The sequence below is a fragment of the Acinetobacter sp. GG23 genome, assembly GCF_057766365.1.
This window is the reverse complement of record NZ_JBYMDJ010000002.1, coordinates 64,358-83,460: the sequence shown is the minus strand read 5'-3', so window position 1 is coordinate 83,460 and position 19,103 is coordinate 64,358. Positions and strand designations below refer to the sequence as shown.

At 42.1% G+C, this 19,103-nt stretch carries 22 protein-coding genes; 15 read left to right on the top strand and 7 right to left on the bottom strand.

The features are described from left to right. Positions 1–61 precede the first annotated feature (61 nt). Positions 62–637 carry a 1,6-anhydro-N-acetylmuramyl-L-alanine amidase AmpD gene (gene ampD, locus AC3CAU_RS03490; protein WP_131216923.1) on the bottom strand — a complete coding sequence of 192 codons (576 nt, stop codon included), beginning with the start codon at positions 635–637 and terminating at the stop codon, positions 62–64. A gap of 173 nt (positions 638–810) precedes the next feature. Here ampD and nadC point away from each other — a divergent pair, with 173 nt between their 5' ends. After that, positions 811–1,656, top strand: coding sequence for a carboxylating nicotinate-nucleotide diphosphorylase (nadC, locus tag AC3CAU_RS03485; RefSeq protein WP_447053796.1), 846 nt, complete (start codon positions 811–813; stop codon positions 1,654–1,656). Here the strand turns inward: nadC and AC3CAU_RS03480 are convergent. The 4 genes from AC3CAU_RS03480 to AC3CAU_RS03465 form a co-directional block, all read right to left on the bottom strand. Beyond that, positions 1,653–1,835, bottom strand: coding sequence for an ABZJ_00068 family colistin stress protein (locus AC3CAU_RS03480; RefSeq protein WP_447053797.1), 183 nt, complete (start codon positions 1,833–1,835; stop codon positions 1,653–1,655). The two genes, nadC and AC3CAU_RS03480, sit on opposite strands and share 4 nt — an antisense overlap. 170 nt (positions 1,836–2,005) lie before the next feature. Further along, complete coding sequence (gene rph, locus AC3CAU_RS03475; protein ID WP_131216929.1) at positions 2,006–2,722, bottom strand: ribonuclease PH; 717 nt, start codon at positions 2,720–2,722, stop codon at positions 2,006–2,008. Positions 2,723–2,895: 173 nt separating this feature from the next. Next, entirely contained in the window at positions 2,896–4,041 is a 1,146-nt protein-coding gene (locus AC3CAU_RS03470) for a fatty acid desaturase family protein (RefSeq protein ID WP_424619140.1), read from the bottom strand. A 63-nt stretch (positions 4,042–4,104) separates the two neighbouring features. Continuing rightward, positions 4,105–5,127 (bottom strand): ferredoxin reductase, encoded by a 1,023-nt coding sequence (locus tag AC3CAU_RS03465; protein WP_447053798.1) that lies wholly within the window; start codon positions 5,125–5,127, stop codon positions 4,105–4,107. 175 nt (positions 5,128–5,302) lie between these two features. Between AC3CAU_RS03465 and AC3CAU_RS03460 the strand changes: the two genes are divergently transcribed. After that, positions 5,303–5,962 (top strand): TetR family transcriptional regulator, encoded by a 660-nt coding sequence (locus AC3CAU_RS03460; protein ID WP_447053799.1) that lies wholly within the window; start codon positions 5,303–5,305, stop codon positions 5,960–5,962. A gap of 60 nt (positions 5,963–6,022) precedes the next feature. On the opposite strand, the gene AC3CAU_RS03455 is transcribed toward AC3CAU_RS03460, so the two are convergent. Beyond that, positions 6,023–6,640 carry a thiol:disulfide interchange protein DsbA/DsbL gene (locus AC3CAU_RS03455; RefSeq protein ID WP_131216936.1) on the bottom strand — a complete coding sequence of 206 codons (618 nt, stop codon included), beginning with the start codon at positions 6,638–6,640 and terminating at the stop codon, positions 6,023–6,025. Between the two features lie 181 nt (positions 6,641–6,821). Between AC3CAU_RS03455 and ubiG the strand changes: the two genes are divergently transcribed. The 13 genes from ubiG to AC3CAU_RS03390 all read left to right on the top strand — a co-directional run bounded on the left by ubiG (position 6,822) and on the right by AC3CAU_RS03390 (position 18,253). After that, complete coding sequence (ubiG, locus tag AC3CAU_RS03450) at positions 6,822–7,538, top strand: bifunctional 2-polyprenyl-6-hydroxyphenol methylase/3-demethylubiquinol 3-O-methyltransferase UbiG (RefSeq protein WP_447053801.1); 717 nt, start codon at positions 6,822–6,824, stop codon at positions 7,536–7,538. Next, on the top strand, positions 7,535–8,233 hold the full coding sequence (locus AC3CAU_RS03445; RefSeq protein WP_424619147.1) for an HAD family hydrolase: 699 nt from the start codon (positions 7,535–7,537) through the stop codon (positions 8,231–8,233). The genes ubiG and AC3CAU_RS03445 overlap by 4 nt, the downstream gene beginning before the upstream one ends. Positions 8,234–8,267: 34 nt before the next feature. Then, on the top strand, positions 8,268–9,014 hold the full coding sequence (locus AC3CAU_RS03440; RefSeq protein ID WP_131216942.1) for a YciK family oxidoreductase: 747 nt from the start codon (positions 8,268–8,270) through the stop codon (positions 9,012–9,014). A gap of 192 nt (positions 9,015–9,206) precedes the next feature. Next, positions 9,207–9,362, top strand: a complete 156-nt coding sequence (locus AC3CAU_RS03435) for a hypothetical protein (RefSeq protein ID WP_165494044.1) — start codon at positions 9,207–9,209, stop codon at positions 9,360–9,362. Positions 9,363–9,657: 295 nt separating this feature from the next. After that, positions 9,658–10,065 (top strand): RcnB family protein, encoded by a 408-nt coding sequence (locus tag AC3CAU_RS03430; RefSeq protein ID WP_424619150.1) that lies wholly within the window; start codon positions 9,658–9,660, stop codon positions 10,063–10,065. 235 nt (positions 10,066–10,300) lie between these two features. Beyond that, positions 10,301–10,657 (top strand): RcnB family protein, encoded by a 357-nt coding sequence (locus tag AC3CAU_RS03425; protein WP_424619152.1) that lies wholly within the window; start codon positions 10,301–10,303, stop codon positions 10,655–10,657. 129 nt (positions 10,658–10,786) lie between these two features. After that, complete coding sequence (gene argA / locus AC3CAU_RS03420; RefSeq protein ID WP_447053803.1) at positions 10,787–12,139, top strand: amino-acid N-acetyltransferase; 1,353 nt, start codon at positions 10,787–10,789, stop codon at positions 12,137–12,139. Between the two features lie 328 nt (positions 12,140–12,467). Then, positions 12,468–13,430, top strand: coding sequence for a sulfonate ABC transporter substrate-binding protein (locus AC3CAU_RS03415; RefSeq protein ID WP_424619156.1), 963 nt, complete (start codon positions 12,468–12,470; stop codon positions 13,428–13,430). 85 nt (positions 13,431–13,515) lie between these two features. After that, positions 13,516–14,448 (top strand): sulfonate ABC transporter substrate-binding protein, encoded by a 933-nt coding sequence (locus AC3CAU_RS03410; RefSeq protein ID WP_447054348.1) that lies wholly within the window; start codon positions 13,516–13,518, stop codon positions 14,446–14,448. A gap of 16 nt (positions 14,449–14,464) precedes the next feature. Then, positions 14,465–15,640 carry an FMNH2-dependent alkanesulfonate monooxygenase gene (gene ssuD / locus AC3CAU_RS03405; RefSeq protein WP_131216953.1) on the top strand — a complete coding sequence of 392 codons (1,176 nt, stop codon included), beginning with the start codon at positions 14,465–14,467 and terminating at the stop codon, positions 15,638–15,640. After that, on the top strand, positions 15,640–16,455 hold the full coding sequence (ssuC, locus tag AC3CAU_RS03400) for an aliphatic sulfonate ABC transporter permease SsuC (protein WP_447053804.1): 816 nt from the start codon (positions 15,640–15,642) through the stop codon (positions 16,453–16,455). Before ssuD ends, ssuC begins: the two co-directional genes overlap by 1 nt. 10 nt (positions 16,456–16,465) lie before the next feature. Next, a complete protein-coding gene (locus AC3CAU_RS03395; protein ID WP_424619160.1) occupies positions 16,466–17,275 on the top strand; it encodes an ABC transporter ATP-binding protein in 810 nt (269 codons plus the stop codon). A gap of 363 nt (positions 17,276–17,638) precedes the next feature. Further along, positions 17,639–18,253 (top strand): TetR/AcrR family transcriptional regulator, encoded by a 615-nt coding sequence (locus tag AC3CAU_RS03390; protein WP_131216958.1) that lies wholly within the window; start codon positions 17,639–17,641, stop codon positions 18,251–18,253. A 79-nt stretch (positions 18,254–18,332) separates the two neighbouring features. On the opposite strand, the gene AC3CAU_RS03385 is transcribed toward AC3CAU_RS03390, so the two are convergent. Beyond that, on the bottom strand, positions 18,333–18,896 hold the full coding sequence (locus tag AC3CAU_RS03385; RefSeq protein WP_424619163.1) for a phosphorylase family protein: 564 nt from the start codon (positions 18,894–18,896) through the stop codon (positions 18,333–18,335). Positions 18,897–19,103: the final 207 nt, after the last annotated feature.

The window sequence follows — 19,103 nt, the reverse complement described above, 5'->3', positions numbered from 1 at the left end:
TAAGTCGCTATTGTAAAGAAACTTCACAGGAATTTCGTTGTTAAATCATAAACTCGAGCAGCTATTGATCTGCTTTATATTGTTGTATTAAAGCTCTGGTTTTTGGCCAATCAAAAAAAGGCCCAGGATCAGTTTTACGTCCTGACGCAATATCCGAATGCCCTGCCAGATGTTGCAATATCTTCGGATAGGTCTCCTGCAAGGTCGTAATCACCTTTGCCAATGTATTGTATTGTACATCCTCAAAAGGCTGGTCATCGCTGCCTTCCAGTTCAATACCAATGGAATAATCATTACATTCTTTTTTGGCCAAATAGCTGGAACGCCCTGCATGCCAGGCGCGATCATTAAAATTCACGAATTGCAAAACCTCACCACTGCGCAAAATTAACAGATGGGTCGACACCTGCATGCCTTCAATGGTTTGAAAATAAGGATGAACCGACCAATCCAGCTGGTTTTGAAAAAACTGTTCAATATAGCCACCGCCAAATTGCGAGGGCGGCAAACTGATGTTATGCACCACCACTAACTGAATTTCAGTATGTTCGGGGCGTTGATTATAGTTCGGGGATGGTACTTGCCTTGCACCGATCAACTGACCATCGATGACCTGAAAAGACGGTGCCTGTTGCATATTCCTATCCTCAGTTTTATTCGTCTAAGTAGATGATTTTAGCGTAATCCTAAAACTTTAAACTTAAAATCTCAAACTCCCCGAATAAAATCCATTGAAAAACCATTTCTTTTAAATGAACAGTGCTAATATAACGCGCAATTTTCATGGCTTAAAAAAGATACGGAATTCTGATGAGCATCTCTCAATCTTTGTTAGAACACGCAATCCAGATCAATATTCAACAGGCTTTACAAGAAGATATTGGCGAGGGTGATATCACCGCTTTATTGACTCCTGAAGACGAACAAGCCACTGCAACCATCATTAGCCGTGAAGATATGGTTCTGGCGGGTCAACCTTGGGTGAATGCTTTAATCCAGACCTATGATTCATCGGTACAAGTGACTTGGCTTAAAAATGATGGTGACCGTGTCCAAGCCAATGAAGCCTTTTTAAAACTGGCCGGTTCTGCACGCAGCTTACTGACGGTTGAACGCCCTGCACTAAATTTTGTACAAACACTTTCTGCGGTAGCAACGAAAACAGCGGAATATGTAAAACAATTAGAAGGTTTAAACACCAAATTGCTCGATACCCGTAAAACCCTTCCCGGCTTACGTATTGCACAAAAATATGCCGTAGCGATTGGCGGTGGTCAAAACCATCGCATTGGTTTGTTTGATGCCTTTTTAATTAAAGAAAACCATATTATGGCAGCAGGTGGCATTACTCAGGCGATTGCCAAAGCGCATAACATTGCACCGGGTAAACCTGTAGAAGTTGAAGTTGAAACTTGGGATGAACTCAATCAAGCCTTGGAAGCCCATGCCGATATCGTAATGCTGGATAATTTCAGTCAACAGCAAATGATTGATGCGGTAAAGCATGTGGCAGGTCGTTGTAAGTTGGAAGCTTCGGGCAACATCACCATTGACAACTTACGTGAAGTGGCAACGTCTGGTGTCGACTATATTTCGATGGGCGTTTTAACCAAAGACGTCAAAGCGGTTGATTTATCAATGCGCTTTAATGCCTAAGTCTGCTCAGTATCATTTCTTGATTGAGATTTCGGTTTAGATGTGAAATCCTGAATTTCACTGGAGAGTGTGTTCTGTTGCCAAGCGGATTGGATCGATTCTTTTTTTGAAGCCCTTGGATCACTGGTCATCAGCGCCAGCGTTACCACGGCTAAAACTAAGATAATGATATTTAACATCTACTCCTCCTGTAAAATAAAACCTGATTCTAAGCACTGAATATGAACTTGATCTTAAGCCTGCGTTTCAAAAGGTGCAGCTATTGCAGCCTTTTTGTATCCAGTCGTTTCAGCAGATCTATATAAAAAACGCACCTTGAGGTGCGTTTTTTATTTCTTAATTAAACAACTTACCAGCCTAAAGCTTCCTGTTGTTTTTTGATTAATTCTTGAATGCCTTTTTCAGCCAGTTCAAGCATCTCGTTACACTGTGCACGCGTAAAGGGTTTTTCTTCGGCAGTACCTTGCAGTTCAATAAATTCGCCTGCTTGTGTCATGACCACATTTAAGTCGGTTTGACAGCTTGAATCTTCTTCATAACACAGATCCAATAACGCTTCATCTTTATACATACCGACAGAAATCGCAGCCACCAAGCCTTTAAGTGGGTCTTGCTTAATTTTCTTTTTCTCAAGCAATACATTCATTGCATCAATGAGAGCTACGGCTGCCCCAGTAATAGCTGCGGTACGTGTACCACCATCTGCCTGAATCACATCACAGTCAATGGTAATAGTATTTTCACCCAGTTTTTTCAAATCGACCATGGCACGCAAGCTACGACCAATCAGACGCTGAATCTCTTGAGTACGGCCACTCTGTTTACCACGAGCGGCTTCACGGTCACTACGGGTATGCGTTGAACGTGGCAACATACCGTATTCAGCAGTGACCCAACCTTGTCCCTTACCTTTAAGAAAACGTGGTACTGAATTATCAATACTTGCGGTACAAAGAACTTTAGTATGACCAAATTCAATCAATACTGAACCTTCCGCATAACGCGTATAGTTGCGGGTAATTTTTACGTCACGTAATTGATCTACTGTACGTTGGTCGATACGCATAATGGGTTCTCTTTGGCTAAAATTCATTGCGGCCTAGTATAACAGAAGCAAGCTTGAAGGTTTTGCTGACAGACTGTCGATTGACAAAAACCATAAAATCACGCTGCTTCTATTTAGCCACCAGTTGAATTAGCCTCCCATTATGCTTAGCTCAAACCCCTTTCTATTTCACTTTAAAAGCGAAATAATGTTTTTAACTTCTGTTTCGATTGCATAATCGAAGCTGTCCAGGAATTCGGTAAAGAACATTTGGCTAAACGTACCCAAACACTGCCAAACTGTTTCATAAAACTGGCTTCGTTATAGTGAATGCCATACTCTGCGCATAAGGCACGAATTTTGGGTGCCGCTTCTGCATAACGGTTAGCCGGCATATCCGGGAATAAATGGTGTTCAATTTGATGACTCAAATTACCACTTAAAATATGCAACCATTCTGTGCCACTAAAGTTACTCGATCCACGAATTTGACGTAAATACCATTCTGCCCGGGTTTCAGTTTCGGTATTATCTGGTTCAAAAGTTTCTGTATCTTCAGTGAAATGACCATTAAAGATCACCGCTGATGCCCATAGACTACGAATCACATTCGCCACGGCATTTCCGGCAAATACAGGTAAAGCATTCGGCCCCGCAATCAGCGGGAAAAATACATAATCTTTGGCCACCTGACGCACCGCTTTTTTACGGAATTTCGCTGAGTCGACCCAAACCTCTTTCCAGGTTTTGGTTTTATAGGCAATTGCATCTTCCAAATGTAGGTTTTGTAAGCCCACATACCATTCGAAAAACACCATCAATTGCATGGCTAAAGGAATATTGAATAAAAAGCGTGGTTCCCATTTTTGCGCCTCACTGACACGAATCAGGCCATAGCCAACATCATGGTCTTTGCCAATAATATTGGTATAAGTATGGTGAATATAGTTATGGGTATGCTTCCAGTCATCGCCGGTTGCCATGGTATCCCAGTCATAATTGGCACCATTCAGATTCGGGTCATTCAGCCAGTCAAACTGACCATGCATCACGTTATGACCCAGTTCCATATTTTCCACGATTTTGGACAGACCCAACAAACCTGTACCCATCAACCATACTGGTGGAATCCAGCCGCCAAACATTAGCATACCGCGAGAGGCGATTTCGCTATAACGGACAAAATCACGAATTTTATAGATATATTGCGCATCTTGCTCGCCAATACTGTCCATAATTTCACGGCGAATGGCATCGACTTTCTCACCAAATTCAGCAGTTTGTTTAGCGCTCAGATGTTTTGATTTGCTGTTTTCTAGAAATTTAACTGACATATTCATTATTTTTCTCCTGAGTCATGCTCCAGCACCTATTCATCGCAAGTGTGAGCAGAACTAAAATTTTTAAAGGTTGATCACTACAGGACTGACAGCTTGGCTAATACACAATTTAATTTGAGTATTGCTATCGTGGTCAATTTCACCGGTCAGCAAGTTTTTGGTTGAGCCGCTGACTTTGGTACAGGTACAGGTATTGCAAATACCCATACGGCAACCATGTGCTGGTCTTAGCCCCGCCTGTTCGGCACTTTCAAGTAAATTGGTTTTTGCTTCAAATTCTTGTTGGGCTCGTAGAAATACCACCGGTTGTACGGCTGCAGTTTCATCGACAACGACCTGGAAATATTCCTGTTTGAGTTGATCGGCAATCCCCAAGTGTTGATAAATCTGGTTCAGGCTTTGCATCATCCCCTTGGCACCACAGGCATAACTTTGGCGTTGCTTGAAATCGGCTACCCTACTTTCGAGGAGTTCTACGCTTAAATGCTGCTTCTGGGCTACGGTATTAAAATGATGGTAGTGGAACTGTGGATATTGTTCAGCCAATTGCATTAATTCACTATGAAAAGCATTGTCACGAGTAAAATAGAGCAGATCAATCTGCTTTACCTTTTGAGTCAGTGCCTGCTCTAACAGTGAATAAATAGCAGTAATGCCGCTACCTGATGCCAGTAATAGAATAGAATCCTGAGATGAACTTAATGTGAAATCGCCCTGAACTTGAGAAATTTCTACCACGCTGCCTCGGGCTAAATGCGTTAAGGCATTGGATACTTTACCTTGGCGTTTTACTGCAATCACAATGTTGCCCTGAGCGGTAATTTTTACAATCGAGTAACTACGTTGCTGACGAACACCTGCAATCACCACAGTCACTAAAATACTTTGCCCAGCACTAAATGCTTTTGCCTGAAAGTTATGATTAGGCTGAAGCTGAATTTGATAAAAGTCTTCATTCAGCATGTGGACATCGACAATACTGGCTTTCACTTTTTTCCATGCCCAAACTGGATTCACTTTTTCAGCAATAAAATCGATGAAATCTTCTCGAATCCATTGCGGTTGGTACTGCATCACATGACTCATATGAGGTTCCTCTTTTTTATTGCTGGTTATTTATTTGAGTGAACAGGTGTTCTTACAGTGAACACTTGTACACTATTATTATTTTTTACTTCAGTCAACACCTGTTCACTGACATTCGTCGTTTAATTTGTTTTTTTTTGATAGACTTCAGGCAGAATTTTTTTAGGGTAGTCGAATGTCGATACGGGATGAGCGTAAACAACAAAGCCGCCAAGCACTTTTGGATGCCGCGCTTGCTTTAAGCACGTCTGGACGTTCTTTTAGTAGTATCAGTTTGCGTGAAATCGCGCGCCACGTCGGTTTGGTGCCGACTGCGTTTTATCGCCATTTTCAAGACATGAATGAGCTTGGACTCGAATTAGTCGATCACGTTGCCCTGCATCTAAAAGGCATTCTGCATCAACTTGGACAAGCTTATATCTACCAACCGAATACCAAAGCGAAAATCAGCCTAGACCTGTTTTTCCAAGCGGTTGAGCATAATCCTGAACCGTGGGTATTCATGATTGCCGAGCGCTGGGGTGGATCAGAAGTGATTCGTCAGGCCATTGCACGGGAAATTAATTTCTTAATTGAAGACTTGGCCAACGATTTATGCAAAATGGAAACAGTACAGCACATCCGCAATCTACAAGACCTTCAGGTGATTTCAAATATTTTAATTAATTTATCCTTTACTTGGGCAATGACTTGGATGGATATCAATCGTCACTATCAGGCGGATGAACGGATAGAACAACAAATAAAATTTAAGCTGCAAACCATTACCCAGGTACATGTCATTTTTCGCGGAATCTCCAACTGGGATACCACACTGGCAGCAGTAAACAAGTAATCGCTCAAGATGAGAGATAAAAAAACCCGCAATGATTGCGGGTTTTTTAGTACATCCAACTTATTTGGCTTTACGCTCTTTTTCCACCAGGTAGCTCACCACTTGAGTTACTTTCGCATCTTCACCTTGAACCACATATTTACCATTTACCACGACCGCAGGCACACCGCTCAGTTGGTATTGTTGTGCCAATTTCTTCGATTGAGCCACTTTAGAAGTAATCGCGAATGAATTAAACATGCTGTTAAATTTGGCTTCTGGTACGCCATATTTTACAAAGAATTTGGCTTGTGATTTTTGATCAAAAATCTGTTGACCACCGGCATGAATGGCATGGAATAAAGGCAAGTGAGTTTTCTTACGAACGCCTAATGCTTCAGACACATAATAACCACGCGCGCCTTGCTCCCATAGAGGGTTCATCGCAGCAGGTGTACGCACAAAGTTGACATCTTTAGGAATTTTTCTGAGCCAAGCCTGCATATGTGGTTCTAATTTAAAGCAGTGTGGACAGCCATACCAAAAGAACTCACGTACTTCAATTTTTCCAGGAACTTCAACTTTACCTGGGTTGGCAACCACGGTGTAATCTTTACCCGCGACAAAATTGGCAGCCATTGCGGTGCCCGAAAAGGCAAAAACAGCAGTAGCAACACTACCTAAAAGGAATTTTTTCATTGACCTTATTGTCCTCTAAATCGTTATGATTAAGTTATACGATGACTATAAATCAATTATGCCGAATTCGTTTTCATTCTGTGAACTTTTTTACAGCTTTTATCGCTTTTTTGAGAATAAACGCTACACTAAGCCCCTATAACTTTTTTTAAAATATAACGACTTGATTGAGGTGAGACCGATGTCGCAATTGAATGTTGATCCACAAGAAATTGCCAAATTTGAAGCGTTCGCAGCCATATGGTGGGATCAGCATTCTGAGTTCCGTCCCCTGCATCAAATTAACCCTTTACGCTTAAATTGGATTGATGAACATTCAGGTGGCATTGCCGGCAAAAAAGTCCTCGATGTCGGCTGCGGTGGCGGTATTTTGTCTGAAAGCATGGCACGTCGTGGTGCCCAAGTTTTAGGCATCGATATGGGTGAAGCCCCTTTAAATGTAGCGCGTCTTCATGCAGAACAAGAAAATGTGACCAATATTGAATATCGCCAAGTTCCAGTAGAACAGTTGGCAGAAGAACAAGCAGGACAATATGACGTGGTCACGTGTATGGAAATGCTGGAACATGTACCCGATCCGGCATCCATTATTCAAGCTTGCCAAAAGTTGGTCAAACCGGGTGGTCATGTATTCTTCTCGACCATTAACCGTAATCCAAAATCTTACTTGTTTGCAATTATTGGTGCGGAATATGTCCTTCGAATGCTCGCCAAAGGCACGCATGATTATCATAAATTTATCAAACCTTCGGAACTTGCGCATGACATTCGCAGTGCCGGCTTAAAACTTAAAGACATGACCGGTTTGCATTTTAATCCCATTACCAAACGTTATTGGCTGGCACCGAATGTCGATGTGAACTACATGGTTTATACGGTAAAAGAAGGTGCTGAATGAAAGCTGTACTGTTTGACCTAGATGGCACGCTGATTGACACCGCTGCTGACTTTATCCGTATTATTCAAGACATGTGCCGCGATAAACAATGCGAGATCGTGGCTGATGATCTGATTCGTACTCAAGTGTCGGAAGGCGCACGTGCCATGGTGAAACTGGTCTATCCGGAACTTGAGGTAGAAGATCCGGTTTTTCTCGCCCATCGGCAACGTTTTTTAGATCTGTATGGCGAAGATATTGCAGTAGAAACTGACCTGTTTGCAGGCATGTATCCGCTGCTTGAAGAATTGGAAAGCCACGATATTCCTTGGGGGATTGTGACCAATAAACCACGCTGGCTCAGTGAATCCCTGCTAAAAGCGCTCAATTTGACTGATCGCTGTGCCGTTCTGGTTTGCCCGGAAGATGTCAGCAAAACCAAGCCTGATCCTGAACCGATGTATCTGGCAGCCCAGCACATTCAGATTCGACCTGAAGACTGTATCTATGTTGGCGACCATCCACGTGATATTGATGCCGGTCGTAATGCCAATATGTACACCATTTTGGCCGGCTATGGCTATTTACCATTGCAACACAAAGATGACTTAACAGCATGGCAGGCTGATTGTATAGTCAAAACAGTTGCCGAATTACATCAGGTAATTAATCAGTTGGTCATCTCAAAGCAACATAACAATTCTCTGATTTCATAAAGACATAAAAATACGATAAACGAGGAGGTATGCAATGAAATATTCAGAATATCAACCTCGCCCCGATCTGTTAAAAGATCGCATTATCCTGATTACAGGGGCGGGCGATGGTATTGGTCGTGCAGCTGCAATTAGTTATGCCCTGCATGGGGCAACAGTCGTCCTGCATGGACGTGCCTTAAACAAGCTTGAAGTCATTTATGATGAAATTGAAAGCTTGGGTGCACCCCAACCCGCTATTCTGCCTTTGCAACTCTCCAGCGCCTCTTCTCGAGACTATGAGTTACTGGTCGATACTTTAGAAAAACAATTTGGTCACCTCGATGGCATTTTGCATAACGCCGGTATTCTGGGTGAACGCACAGAACTCGCCCATTACCCGGTCGATGTCTGGGACGATGTGATGGCGGTGAATCTGCGTGCGCCATTTTTACTGACACAAACCCTGTTACCACTACTACAAAAATCTGAGCATGCCTCTGTGGTTTTTGCCAGTTCCGGTGTAGGTCGTGAAGCACGTGAGCGTTGGGGGGCCTACTCTGTATCAAAAATTGCCATTGAAGCAGTCAATCAGATTTTTGCCAAAGAAAATGTTTATCCCAATGTGCGTTTTAACTGTATTAATCCGGGCGCAACACGGACGGCCATGCGTGCCAAAGCCTATCCGGATGAAGATCCAAAAACCTTGGCAACCCCTGAAATGATTATGCCGGCCTACCTGTATTTAATGGGTGACGACAGCTTGCATCTGAATGGTCAAAGTATTGATGCGCAGGATTAATCTTTAAAAAGATCAAAAAGGGAGCCTATGCTCCCTTTTTTTATTACCTCCTTTGAGGAGAGAATTTTTAGATAATAAAAAATTATAAATCGTATTTTTAAATAAATTTAACAATAATATTCGGTTTTTCAAATTTAAAGGTTAAGCTTATGCTTATTGATATTGAAAAAAACCCCATATAAGGAATAGATTATGGCTGATCAACAACGTAAAATTGAAACGATCCGTAGTATTAAAAAATTACAGCTTTCAAATACATTGATTACCCGTTTAGATGATGCAGGACAAGCAGACGCAATTGCAGAGGCTGTGAACTCACTTCAAGACCTTGCTGAGCAATGGAACTAGAACAGTTTTATTGAACAGTCAGCATAGGGCTGTTGCAGCCTTTAATCAGAACAATTTCGAGCAAATAAAGCACTATCAAAAATTTGATACAAATTTTTCATCAATATCCTGTTTTTGTAGTATTTAATATCGATATAAAATTTCTTTAGATTTTTAAATCGTGAGATATTTCTGCATAATATCCTTATTATCTCTGCATTTTTTAATAAATGAGTGATTTATCTTCACAGTTTCTCTGCAATTTTTTCGTACATTAGCATGATTGAAATTAATAATTTTTCTATGAGGATTCAACATGAAAAAGATTTTGACAATTTTGGCAATCTCTTTCAGTGCATTGATGGCAAACAGTGTAACCACTGCTGCACCTCACGAGAAACACGATAACAATCGTGGTTGGGATCAATCACGTCATCAGCAATCAAATAATGGTCGAGATTTTCGTGACCAGGATGATGGCGATGATCGTATGCAAGATAAACGCCGTGTTCGGGAAGAACGTGGGGTAAAACGTCTACAACAGCATAAATGGCAAACCGGTTATGTAATGCCGCAGCATTATCGGGGTAACGGTTATAAAGTCGATTACAAAAGCCATGACTTGCCAAGACCCTCTCGTAACCAGCAGTGGTATAAAATTAATAATGACTATATTTTAGTCGACACTGACAGTAATAATATTATTCGTATTCAGGGTTTCTAAATTCAGTTTTATATTCTCTACACCCAAACTCCGGTTTGGGCTTTTTTTTATTTTTAAAAAATCGTTTGTTTTAACAGCAAGGCTTTGACTGTAAGCTTTTCAGGGTTTTTAAAAATCTTCTTTTTTTCTCCATCAATTTCACAATTCACCTATATAGCTCTCATTTTTTATCTCTAATTTTTGGTTAATTTTGTCTTATCGAAAATATATTTAAAAATGATCTAAGGTGAACGTCATGAAAAAAGTTTTAACAACAATTGCACTGTCTTTATCTGCATTGATGGCTACTTCTGCGATGGCAGCGCCGGATCATCGTTATGATGATCGTCAACGCTATAACCATGCACCCTCACATCAGGACAACCGTTGGGATAATAACAAGCGTTATGATAATAAACGGGTAAACCCGAGTCGTGACTGGCGTGCAGGGCAAAATTTCCCGCGTGTATTCAGCTCATCGAGCTATAAAGTGAGCGACCGTGATGCACGCCGCTTACCGAATACCAACCGTTATCAACAATGGTATAAAGTGAATGGCGACTATGTACTGGTAAACGAACGTACCGACCGTATTGTCCGCATTATCAACTAAAATCGGTTTAAATTTCTGATTACTTAAAAACACCTGAATGTGATTCAGGTGTTTTTTTAATTTTTAGCTTCCCCACAGTCATTTTTTCATTAGAATCAAAGCAGGAATTTTTTTTAATTTGAGATAAGTATGCACGCGAATTCATCGGAAACATCACAAAGCACAACTTTGCAATATGTGCATTGGTTTCGACATTCTGCGCCTTATATCAATGCCCACCGCAATAAAACCTTTGTTATTATGTTTGATGGTGAAGCGGTACAACATGAAAATTTCCAGCATATTATTCACGACCTTGCCCTGCTGCATTCTTTAGGTATTCGTCTGATTCTGGTGCATGGCGCACGTTCACAAATCAATCAGAACCTAAAAGCCAGCGGCATTCAAACCCCATTTCATAATCATCGCCGGATTACCACACGTGAATCTTTAAGCTGCGTGATGAATGCAGTGGGTTCAATTCGTTTGCAAATCGAAGCGCTGCTTTCAATGGGTCTGGCCAACTCACCGATGTACGGCGCACGAATTGATGTCATTTCAGGTAATTTTGTCACCGCAAAACCCTATGGCATTCGTGATGGGATTGATTTCCAGCTGACCGGTGAACTGCGTACCGTAGACACCGATGCCATTCAACGTCATCTTAAAAATCATAATATTGTCTTGCTGGGTCCAACCGGTTATTCCAACACAGGTGAAGTATTTAACCTGGTCGCGGAAGAAGTCGCCACCAATACCGCCATTCTGCTTAAAGCCGACAAGCTGATTTTCCTGGGTAAACAACAAGGTCTGGTCAATGGATTGGGGCAATTGCAGCGTGAAATTCCGCCGCATCAACTTGATCAGCATATTCTGCAATATCAGGACTCCAATCCGGATATTGCGTTGCAGTTACGTGGTGCGAAAAATGCCTCACTGCAAGGTGTACGTCGTGTACATTTAATTTCTTATACCTATGATGGCGCATTGCTGGAAGAACTGTTCACCCGTGATGGTACAGGCACCATGATGACCAATTCACATTATGAAGAAGTGCGTACTGCAAATATTCAGGATGTCGGTGGCTTGATGAAACTACTTCGCCCGCTTGAGGCTGAAGGCATTTTGGTTTATCGCTCACGGGAACGCTTAGAAAGTGAAATTGAGCAGTTTTCTGTGATTGAACGTGATGGTATGATTTTAGCCTGTGCTGCGCTTTATCCGATTCCAGCTTCAGCCCATGAAATCAAATCGGCCGAGATTGCCTGTGTCGCGGTCGATCCCACCTATCGCAAGTCCAATCGTGGTAGTCAAATTTTGTATTATTTGGAAGACAAAGCCAAAAAAATGGGCATTCAGCAACTGTTTGTATTGACCACACGTACTGCACACTGGTTTGTCGAACACGGTTTTGAACCCGCGAGTGTCGATGATCTGCCCAATGCACGTCAGGCGCTGTATAACTATCAGCGCAATTCTCTGGTATTTAAAAAGCCACTTTAAAGTGGCTTTTTTTATCGCTGCTATAGCTTTATTTTTTATATCTTTATGTTTTATTTTGAGGAATCGGACTATTTTTACTTATGCTATTTTTTTCATAAACATATAGCTGCACCGTATTTACAATTAAAATAAAGAAATATCAATAATTTAAAATATTAAAACAGTCTATTTTATTGTTCTTATAAATCACTTTTTCTCCTAAGTTTTTCTTTTTTTTATTTATCTTTTTTTCTCACTAAGAATTCCTATTTTTTTATTTTTTTCGAAAAAGAAAAGGCTTTAGCGTGTCTGTTCATTATTCAATACTTCCTGTTGCGGAGCGACATTCATGAGCACCATTCAAGCAAAATTCTGGGCGAAATCACTACTCCTTTCTTCAGTAGTTGCTGGTGCAATGATGATGTCTGGCTGTGGCAAAAAAGAAGCTGAAACGGTCACCTTAAATATCGGTTTTCAAAAATATGGCCTGTTGCCGATTATTAAAGAACGCGGCACTTTAGAAACAGCATTAAAAAACCAAGGCGTCCATGTGAAATGGGTGGAGTTTCCTGCCGGTCCACAACTGCTTGAAGGTTTAAATGTCGGCAGTGTCTCCTTGGGTGAGGCCGGTGAAGCACCTCCTATTTTTGCTCAGGCAGCCAATTCGAATCTGGTTTATATCGCCAACCAACCGCAAGCGCCTAAAGCTGAAGCCTTAATTGTGCAAAAAAATTCAGCTATTCAAAACATCCAGGATTTAAAAGGTAAACGTGTTGTCCTGAACAAAGGCTCAAACGTGCATTACTTATTACTCAAATTACTTCAAGCCAACAACCTGAAACTGGATGACATTCAAGTGGTGTATTTACCGCCTTCCGATGCACGTGCCGCTTTTGAAAAAGGTGCAGTCGATGCCTGGGTGATTTGGGATCCATTCTTTGCGGCTGCTGAACAGCAAATTGGGGCACGTGTCATTGCAACAGGTGAAAACTTGGTCAGCAATCATCAGTTTTATTTGGCAGATCGTAAATTTGCCGAGCAACATCCGAATGTGCTGAAAGCTGTCGTAAACGAATTAAACACGACTACACAGTGGGTCTCACAACATCAAGATGAAGCGGCCAAACTCCTGGAAAAACCAACAGGACTGTCCAGCGGCATCCTTCAATCCTCCATTTCCCGTATGGGTTTTGGTGTACAACCAATTTCTGACGAAGTGGTGAAAAAGCAGCAAGATGTTGCCGATGCATTTTATAACCAGAAACTGATTCCAAACAAAATTAATATTCAAGCTGCACTTTTAGCCAAGTAATAACAGAACAACAGAGGACTCGACAATGAATCAACATCAGCAACACAACAAAGCAACTTCCTGGTTCAAAACCTCCAGTCATGGCATGAACGCGATGCTGATTGCTTGTGCGATGTTGGGTTCAAGTGCAGCTTGGGCAGTCGATCCTTCGGTTAAAGAACTGCGGATTGGTTACCAAAAAAGTTCCATTAACTTTGCTGTAGCCAAAGAGCAAAAGCTATATGAGAAAGAATTTCCAAACGCAAAAATAACATGGAATGAATTTCCAGCCGGTCCGCAAATTTTAGAAGCACTTGCTGTAGGTTCGGTAGATATTGGCGTCACTGGCGATACGCCGCCTGTATATGCACAGGCAGCCAATAAGCCTTTGTATTACATTGCTTATGAGGCAGCTAAACCTTTGGCATCCGCAATTTTAGTCCCTAAAAACTCGAGCCTAAAAAAACTGAGTGATTTGAAGGGCAAACGTATTGCATTGCAAAAAGGCTCAAGTGCTCATTATTTGGTGGTTCAAGCCGTAGTGAAGGCTGGCTTGAAATGGACAGATATTCAACCGATATGGCTCAGCCCTGCAGATGCACGGGCAGCATTTCAAAAAGGTGCTGTGGATGCATGGGCCATCTGGGATCCATATTACGCATCGACTCAACTTGAAGATCAAGCCAAAGCCCTTGCCTCAGGTAAAGGCCTCAGTCCAAATTACACCTTCTATCTGGCGGCACCTGAATTTGTAAAACAGCATCCACAAGCCATTAAAGGTGTAATTCAACAGATTAATTTAGCCGATGCATGGGTACAAAAGAATCAGCACGCGACTGCAAATTTAATTGCAAAAAACACCGGCTTAAAGCCTAACGTGAGCCTCACTTTTGTTCAGCGCCGTCAGCGCCCCTCTCTTGCAGCACCTTTGACTAAAAAAGTGATTTCGGAACAGCAGCAACTGGCAGATCGCTTTAGTGAACTCAAAATCATTCCTAATCACATCAATATTCAGCAAGCCGTTTGGGCAGGCAAATAATCTAAGGATCAAAGCAATGAAAATTTTCTGGTTTATACCTACGCATGGTGACAGTCGTTATTTAGGCACAAGCAAAGGCGCACGTCAGGTCGATCATGCTTATATGAAACAGATTGCCGTAGCGGTAGATAACTTGGGTTATGAAGGCGTACTCATTCCAACCGGCCGCTCATGTGAAGATCCGTGGATTACAGCAGCCAGCCTGATTGATGCCACCAAAAATTTAAAATTCCTGGTTGCGCTACGTCCCGGGGTGACGACTCCGGCACTGGCTGCGCGTATGGCTGCCACTTTTGACCGTTTATCGAATGGTCGTGTTCTGCTTAACCTGGTTACCGGTGGTGATGAGCAAGAGCTGAAAGGTGACGGCGTTTATGAAGATCATGCGACGCGCTATAAAACTGCCGCTGAATACACCACCATATGGCGTGAGATTTTAAAACGTTCACATAGCGGTGAAAGCTTCAGTTTCAATGGTGAACGTTTACAAGTGGAAGACGCCAAATTGCTTTATCCACCTGTGCAACACCCCTATCCCCCACTTTGGTTTGGAGGTTCTTCAGATGCCGCAGTCGATTTGGCCACCGACCAGGTCGATACTTATCTAACATGGGGTGAGCCACCTGCAGCAGTGAAAGAAAAAATTGAAAATGTCAAAGCCAAAGCTGCAGCTAAAGGGCGTAGCCTAAATTACGGTATCCGTTTACACGTGATTGTTCGTGAAACCAATCAACAGGCATGGACTGCCGCGGAAGAACTGATTCAGTATGTGGATGATGCAACCATTGCCGCTGCACAACAAAAATTCAAACAAATGGATTCGGTCGGCCAACGTCGCATGGCTGAACTGCATAACGGTGACCGCAGCAAACTTGAAGTGTCTCCGAACCTGTGGGCAGGTGTAGGTCTTGTTCGTGGTGGTGCAGGTACGGCATTGGTGGGCGATCCACAAACTGTTGCAGACCGCATTCAGGAATATGCTGACTTGGGTATTGATACTTTTATTTTCTCAGGCTATCCGCATCTGGAAGAATCCATCCGTTTTGCTGAACTGGTGTTCCCGTTACTGCCTTTGCAAACCCGTAAAAAATTGACCCAACCGAATCTGACTGGTCCTTTTGGTGAAATCGTGGCAAATAACTACGTACCAGATGAGGCGAAACAAGAAGTAAAAACTCAGGAGCCGGCCTAATGAGTAAAAGCGTTTCTGCCGAAGCCTTGGCTCAAAAAAAGGTTTCACGTGGAACACAATTTGGGCAGCATTTGCTGCCTTGGTTGGTTCCCATTGCCCTGATCTTGATTTGGCAAATTGCATCTACTACCGGGCTTTTGGAAAGCTGTATTTTGCCTGCACCGACGGCGGTCATAACTGCATTCTGGCACCTGCTTCTCAGTGGTGAACTCTGGCAGCATGTCAAAGTCAGTGCTGGACGTGCCTTACTCGGTTTATTGGTTGGCGGTGGTTTAGGCTTATTACTTGGTCTACTGAATGGTTCTTCTAAGACGGCATCGACCCTGCTCGACACCACCTTGCAAATGATCCGTAATATTCCAGCTTTGGCTTTAATTCCTTTGGTGATTCTATGGTTCGGAATTGATGAGTCAGCCAAACTTTTTTTAGTCGCTGTCGGTGTTTTTTTCCCGATTTATATCAACACTTATCATGGGATTCGTTCAGTTGATCCGCAACTGATCGAGATGGGTAAAAGCTACGGTTTGACTCGTGGACAGTTATACAAAGAAATTATTTTACCGGGTGCCATGCCCTCCATTCTGGTCGGTTTGCGCTTTGCATTGGGTCTGGTGTGGGTACTGCTCATTGTGGCAGAAACCATTTCAGCACAATCCGGCATTGGCTACATGACCATGAATGCACGTGAATTCTTACAAACCGATGTGGTGCTGGTTGGGATTTTGCTCTACGCCCTGCTTGGAAAATTGGCCGATGTACTGGCAGTAGGCTTAGAACAATACTTACTGCGCTGGCATGCGGGATATCAAAAATAAGGAATAAGTCATGACTGATTTAAGTATAGGGCGACATGTAGCAGAAGATAAGACCGTATCAGAACAGCCTGCAACTACAGATATCCATCCAACCGCTGTGGTCGGTGCAGAAATTCTGATTGAGCAACTGCATAAATTCTATGGTGATGTAACGGTTCTGGAAGATTTAGACCTGCATATTCAACCGGGTGAGTTTCTTGCCATTGTCGGTCGTAGTGGCTGTGGTAAAAGTACCCTGCTTCGTCTGATAGCGGATTTAGAACAACCCAGCTATGGTGAAATCAAATTTAAATCGGCACGACATATTCGCGAAGGCATTAGCAGTGATGACATCCGTGTCATGTTCCAAGACCCGCGACTTTTGCCATGGCGTAGCATTGAACAAAATGTACAGTTGGGTTTATCCAAAGCGCATCAAGGCAATGCCTCTGCCCTGCTAGAAAAAGTCGGACTGAAAGAAAAAGCGGGATTGTGGCCTTCACAACTTTCGGGAGGGCAGCGTCAGCGTACCGCGCTTGCACGTGCATTGTCACATAAGCCTCGCATCTTGCTCTTAGATGAACCACTCGGCGCACTGGATGCACTTACCCGTTTAGACATGCAGGGCTTGATTGAAAAACTATGGCGTGAGCAAGGCTTTACCGCCATTTTAGTGACCCATGACGTCAGTGAAGCGGTACAACTGGCCGATCGAATTATTTTGCTCGATAAAGGACATATTGCTAAGCAGTTTAAAGTCGATTTACCACGACCGCGTAAAAAAGATTACGTGTTTAGCGAGTTAGAGCAACAAGTTCTGAATGCTGTATTAGCAACCTGATATTTTACATTTGAAATGAGCACATTCTGATCATCAAGTTTGGGCTCATCTCATGATAAGGTTACATAATCCTCATCTTATTCTTTAATTAATTTAATCATTCATTTATGAATTAAGCCTTTAACTGAATCATTGAAAAAATATAATAATTCAATCCTATTGAATTATTTAACAATCTCTATTGAGCTATTTTCTGCACTCTTTTACCGCATCTTTTTACATTGCTCAAAAATTTGGCAATTTGATAGCTGATCTAAAAAATAAATCGTCAATATTCATAAAATTAAAACTTTTGCCTGTGCACAAATCTGATGATTTGTCGTACAATTTAAGGTTCCACTTTTAATTGTCTTTAAATGGCCAATGGAACAAAAAAAGAGTACACAAAAACGTCATCAACTGCTGAATGCAGCTTTGGATGTATTTTCCCTTTACGGTTTTAATGGGGCAAGCTTAGACGAGATTGCTCAGATTGCCGAAATGCACAAATCCAATATTTTCTATTATTATGAAAATAAGGAAGCCTTGTACGTTGAAGTGCTCACTACGGTATTGCAAAAGTGGCTTGCTCCACTGCAAATGGTAGAGACAGAGCTTGAGCCTGAAGAAGCGATCACCAATTATTTATTGCAAAAAATTGAGGTCTCTCGTACCCAGCCGAAAGCATCGCGACTGTTTGCTTTGGAAGTTATTCAAGGTGCGCCGCATATTTTGCCAATTTTAAAAGGTCCGTTAAAGAAACTGGTAAAGCGTAAAGCCAAGGTCATTACCATGTGGCAAGAGCAAGGGAAAATTTCCAAGGAAATTGATCCTGAGCTTTTAATTCTGAATATTTGGGCGGTGACTCAAAACTATGCAGATTTCGCGACCCAAATGGAAATGGTTACAGGCAAGACTTTGCGTAACCGTAGTATGCAGCAGCGGATTATCCAACATACTGTGCATATGATTTTATACGGCGTGATTCCTCGTCCATAACTCTTAAATTATCGTCTAGGATAATTTTGGCATACGACCATAGACAACTATGGTCGCCGAACTTCCAAACCCACTCTGCTTATTTGACCGTTTGGTATAATTTTAATAACTTTTGCGCGCCTAATAATAAATTTTCTTCCCAATCCAGATGCGCGGTGTCATTGGCACCATCGGTAATATATTTCACTGAAATGAATCGCACACCCAGCTTCTTGCAGACTTTCGCAAGTGCATAACCTTCCATATCCACCAGATTGCATGGCACTTTCGGCGTACCTGTTTCAAAGCTGTCGCCTGTTCCACAAGTGCCTTTTTCCAGCTGCTGAAAATAAGACTCTAAATGAATTTCTGCGGGGTGATCATCATCCATAGGTGTAACGCCGACTGCAAAACCCAGTGGCGATACATCCATATCGCGTTGCACAAAAGTCGCCACTTCGACTAGTACATGTGCATCAAATTGAGAACTTCCTGCTGAGCCCAAGTTAAGTAAAGTTTTACAACCGGTTTTTTGAATCACTTCAAAGGCTTTAAATGCGGCATTCACCTTACCAATACCACTGTAATGCACTTGAATACCCTCTTGTTCAAATAAACCTTTTGATTCATTGGGAAGTGCCATGATTAAAGCCAAATCTGACATTGTAATACCTTATTTATTTGCCAATTCAAAACTGCACCCATTAAAAAAGAATTACAGTAAGAGTGCAAATTTAAAAATCTGCCTTGAATCAAGCTGTATTTTGACCTTTTTATACCGCTATTTTTAGGTAGATATCTGATAATTTTTTTGGATGAAAACACAACAACAAGACGAATGCTCAAGATTATGGCAATATATAGCCCTGAT

What these genes read in the sequence shown, in the direction of transcription:
- AC3CAU_RS03455 (WP_131216936.1), bottom strand. Translation starts at nt 6,640, where the DNA reads ATGAAAAAATTCCTTTTAGGTAGTGTTGCTACTGCTGTTTTTGCCTTT.
- ubiG (WP_447053801.1), top strand. Translation starts at nt 6,822, where the DNA reads ATGTCGCAATTGAATGTTGATCCACAAGAAATTGCCAAATTTGAAGCG.
- AC3CAU_RS03395 (WP_424619160.1), top strand. Translation starts at nt 16,466, where the DNA reads ATGACTGATTTAAGTATAGGGCGACATGTAGCAGAAGATAAGACCGTA.
- AC3CAU_RS03385 (WP_424619163.1), bottom strand. Translation starts at nt 18,896, where the DNA reads ATGTCAGATTTGGCTTTAATCATGGCACTTCCCAATGAATCAAAAGGT.
- AC3CAU_RS03390 (WP_131216958.1), top strand. Translation starts at nt 17,639, where the DNA reads ATGGAACAAAAAAAGAGTACACAAAAACGTCATCAACTGCTGAATGCA.
- argA (WP_447053803.1), top strand. Translation starts at nt 10,787, where the DNA reads ATGCACGCGAATTCATCGGAAACATCACAAAGCACAACTTTGCAATAT.
- AC3CAU_RS03410 (WP_447054348.1), top strand. Translation starts at nt 13,516, where the DNA reads ATGAACGCGATGCTGATTGCTTGTGCGATGTTGGGTTCAAGTGCAGCT.
- AC3CAU_RS03425 (WP_424619152.1), top strand. Translation starts at nt 10,301, where the DNA reads ATGAAAAAAGTTTTAACAACAATTGCACTGTCTTTATCTGCATTGATG.
- AC3CAU_RS03415 (WP_424619156.1), top strand. Translation starts at nt 12,468, where the DNA reads ATGAGCACCATTCAAGCAAAATTCTGGGCGAAATCACTACTCCTTTCT.
- AC3CAU_RS03480 (WP_447053797.1), bottom strand. Translation starts at nt 1,835, where the DNA reads ATGTTAAATATCATTATCTTAGTTTTAGCCGTGGTAACGCTGGCGCTG.
- rph (WP_131216929.1), bottom strand. Translation starts at nt 2,722, where the DNA reads ATGCGTATCGACCAACGTACAGTAGATCAATTACGTGACGTAAAAATT.
- nadC (WP_447053796.1), top strand. Translation starts at nt 811, where the DNA reads ATGAGCATCTCTCAATCTTTGTTAGAACACGCAATCCAGATCAATATT.
- ssuD (WP_131216953.1), top strand. Translation starts at nt 14,465, where the DNA reads ATGAAAATTTTCTGGTTTATACCTACGCATGGTGACAGTCGTTATTTA.
- AC3CAU_RS03430 (WP_424619150.1), top strand. Translation starts at nt 9,658, where the DNA reads ATGAAAAAGATTTTGACAATTTTGGCAATCTCTTTCAGTGCATTGATG.
- ampD (WP_131216923.1), bottom strand. Translation starts at nt 637, where the DNA reads ATGCAACAGGCACCGTCTTTTCAGGTCATCGATGGTCAGTTGATCGGT.
- AC3CAU_RS03440 (WP_131216942.1), top strand. Translation starts at nt 8,268, where the DNA reads ATGAAATATTCAGAATATCAACCTCGCCCCGATCTGTTAAAAGATCGC.
- AC3CAU_RS03470 (WP_424619140.1), bottom strand. Translation starts at nt 4,041, where the DNA reads ATGAATATGTCAGTTAAATTTCTAGAAAACAGCAAATCAAAACATCTG.
- AC3CAU_RS03465 (WP_447053798.1), bottom strand. Translation starts at nt 5,127, where the DNA reads ATGAGTCATGTGATGCAGTACCAACCGCAATGGATTCGAGAAGATTTC.
- ssuC (WP_447053804.1), top strand. Translation starts at nt 15,640, where the DNA reads ATGAGTAAAAGCGTTTCTGCCGAAGCCTTGGCTCAAAAAAAGGTTTCA.
- AC3CAU_RS03445 (WP_424619147.1), top strand. Translation starts at nt 7,535, where the DNA reads ATGAAAGCTGTACTGTTTGACCTAGATGGCACGCTGATTGACACCGCT.
- AC3CAU_RS03435 (WP_165494044.1), top strand. Translation starts at nt 9,207, where the DNA reads ATGGCTGATCAACAACGTAAAATTGAAACGATCCGTAGTATTAAAAAA.
- AC3CAU_RS03460 (WP_447053799.1), top strand. Translation starts at nt 5,303, where the DNA reads ATGTCGATACGGGATGAGCGTAAACAACAAAGCCGCCAAGCACTTTTG.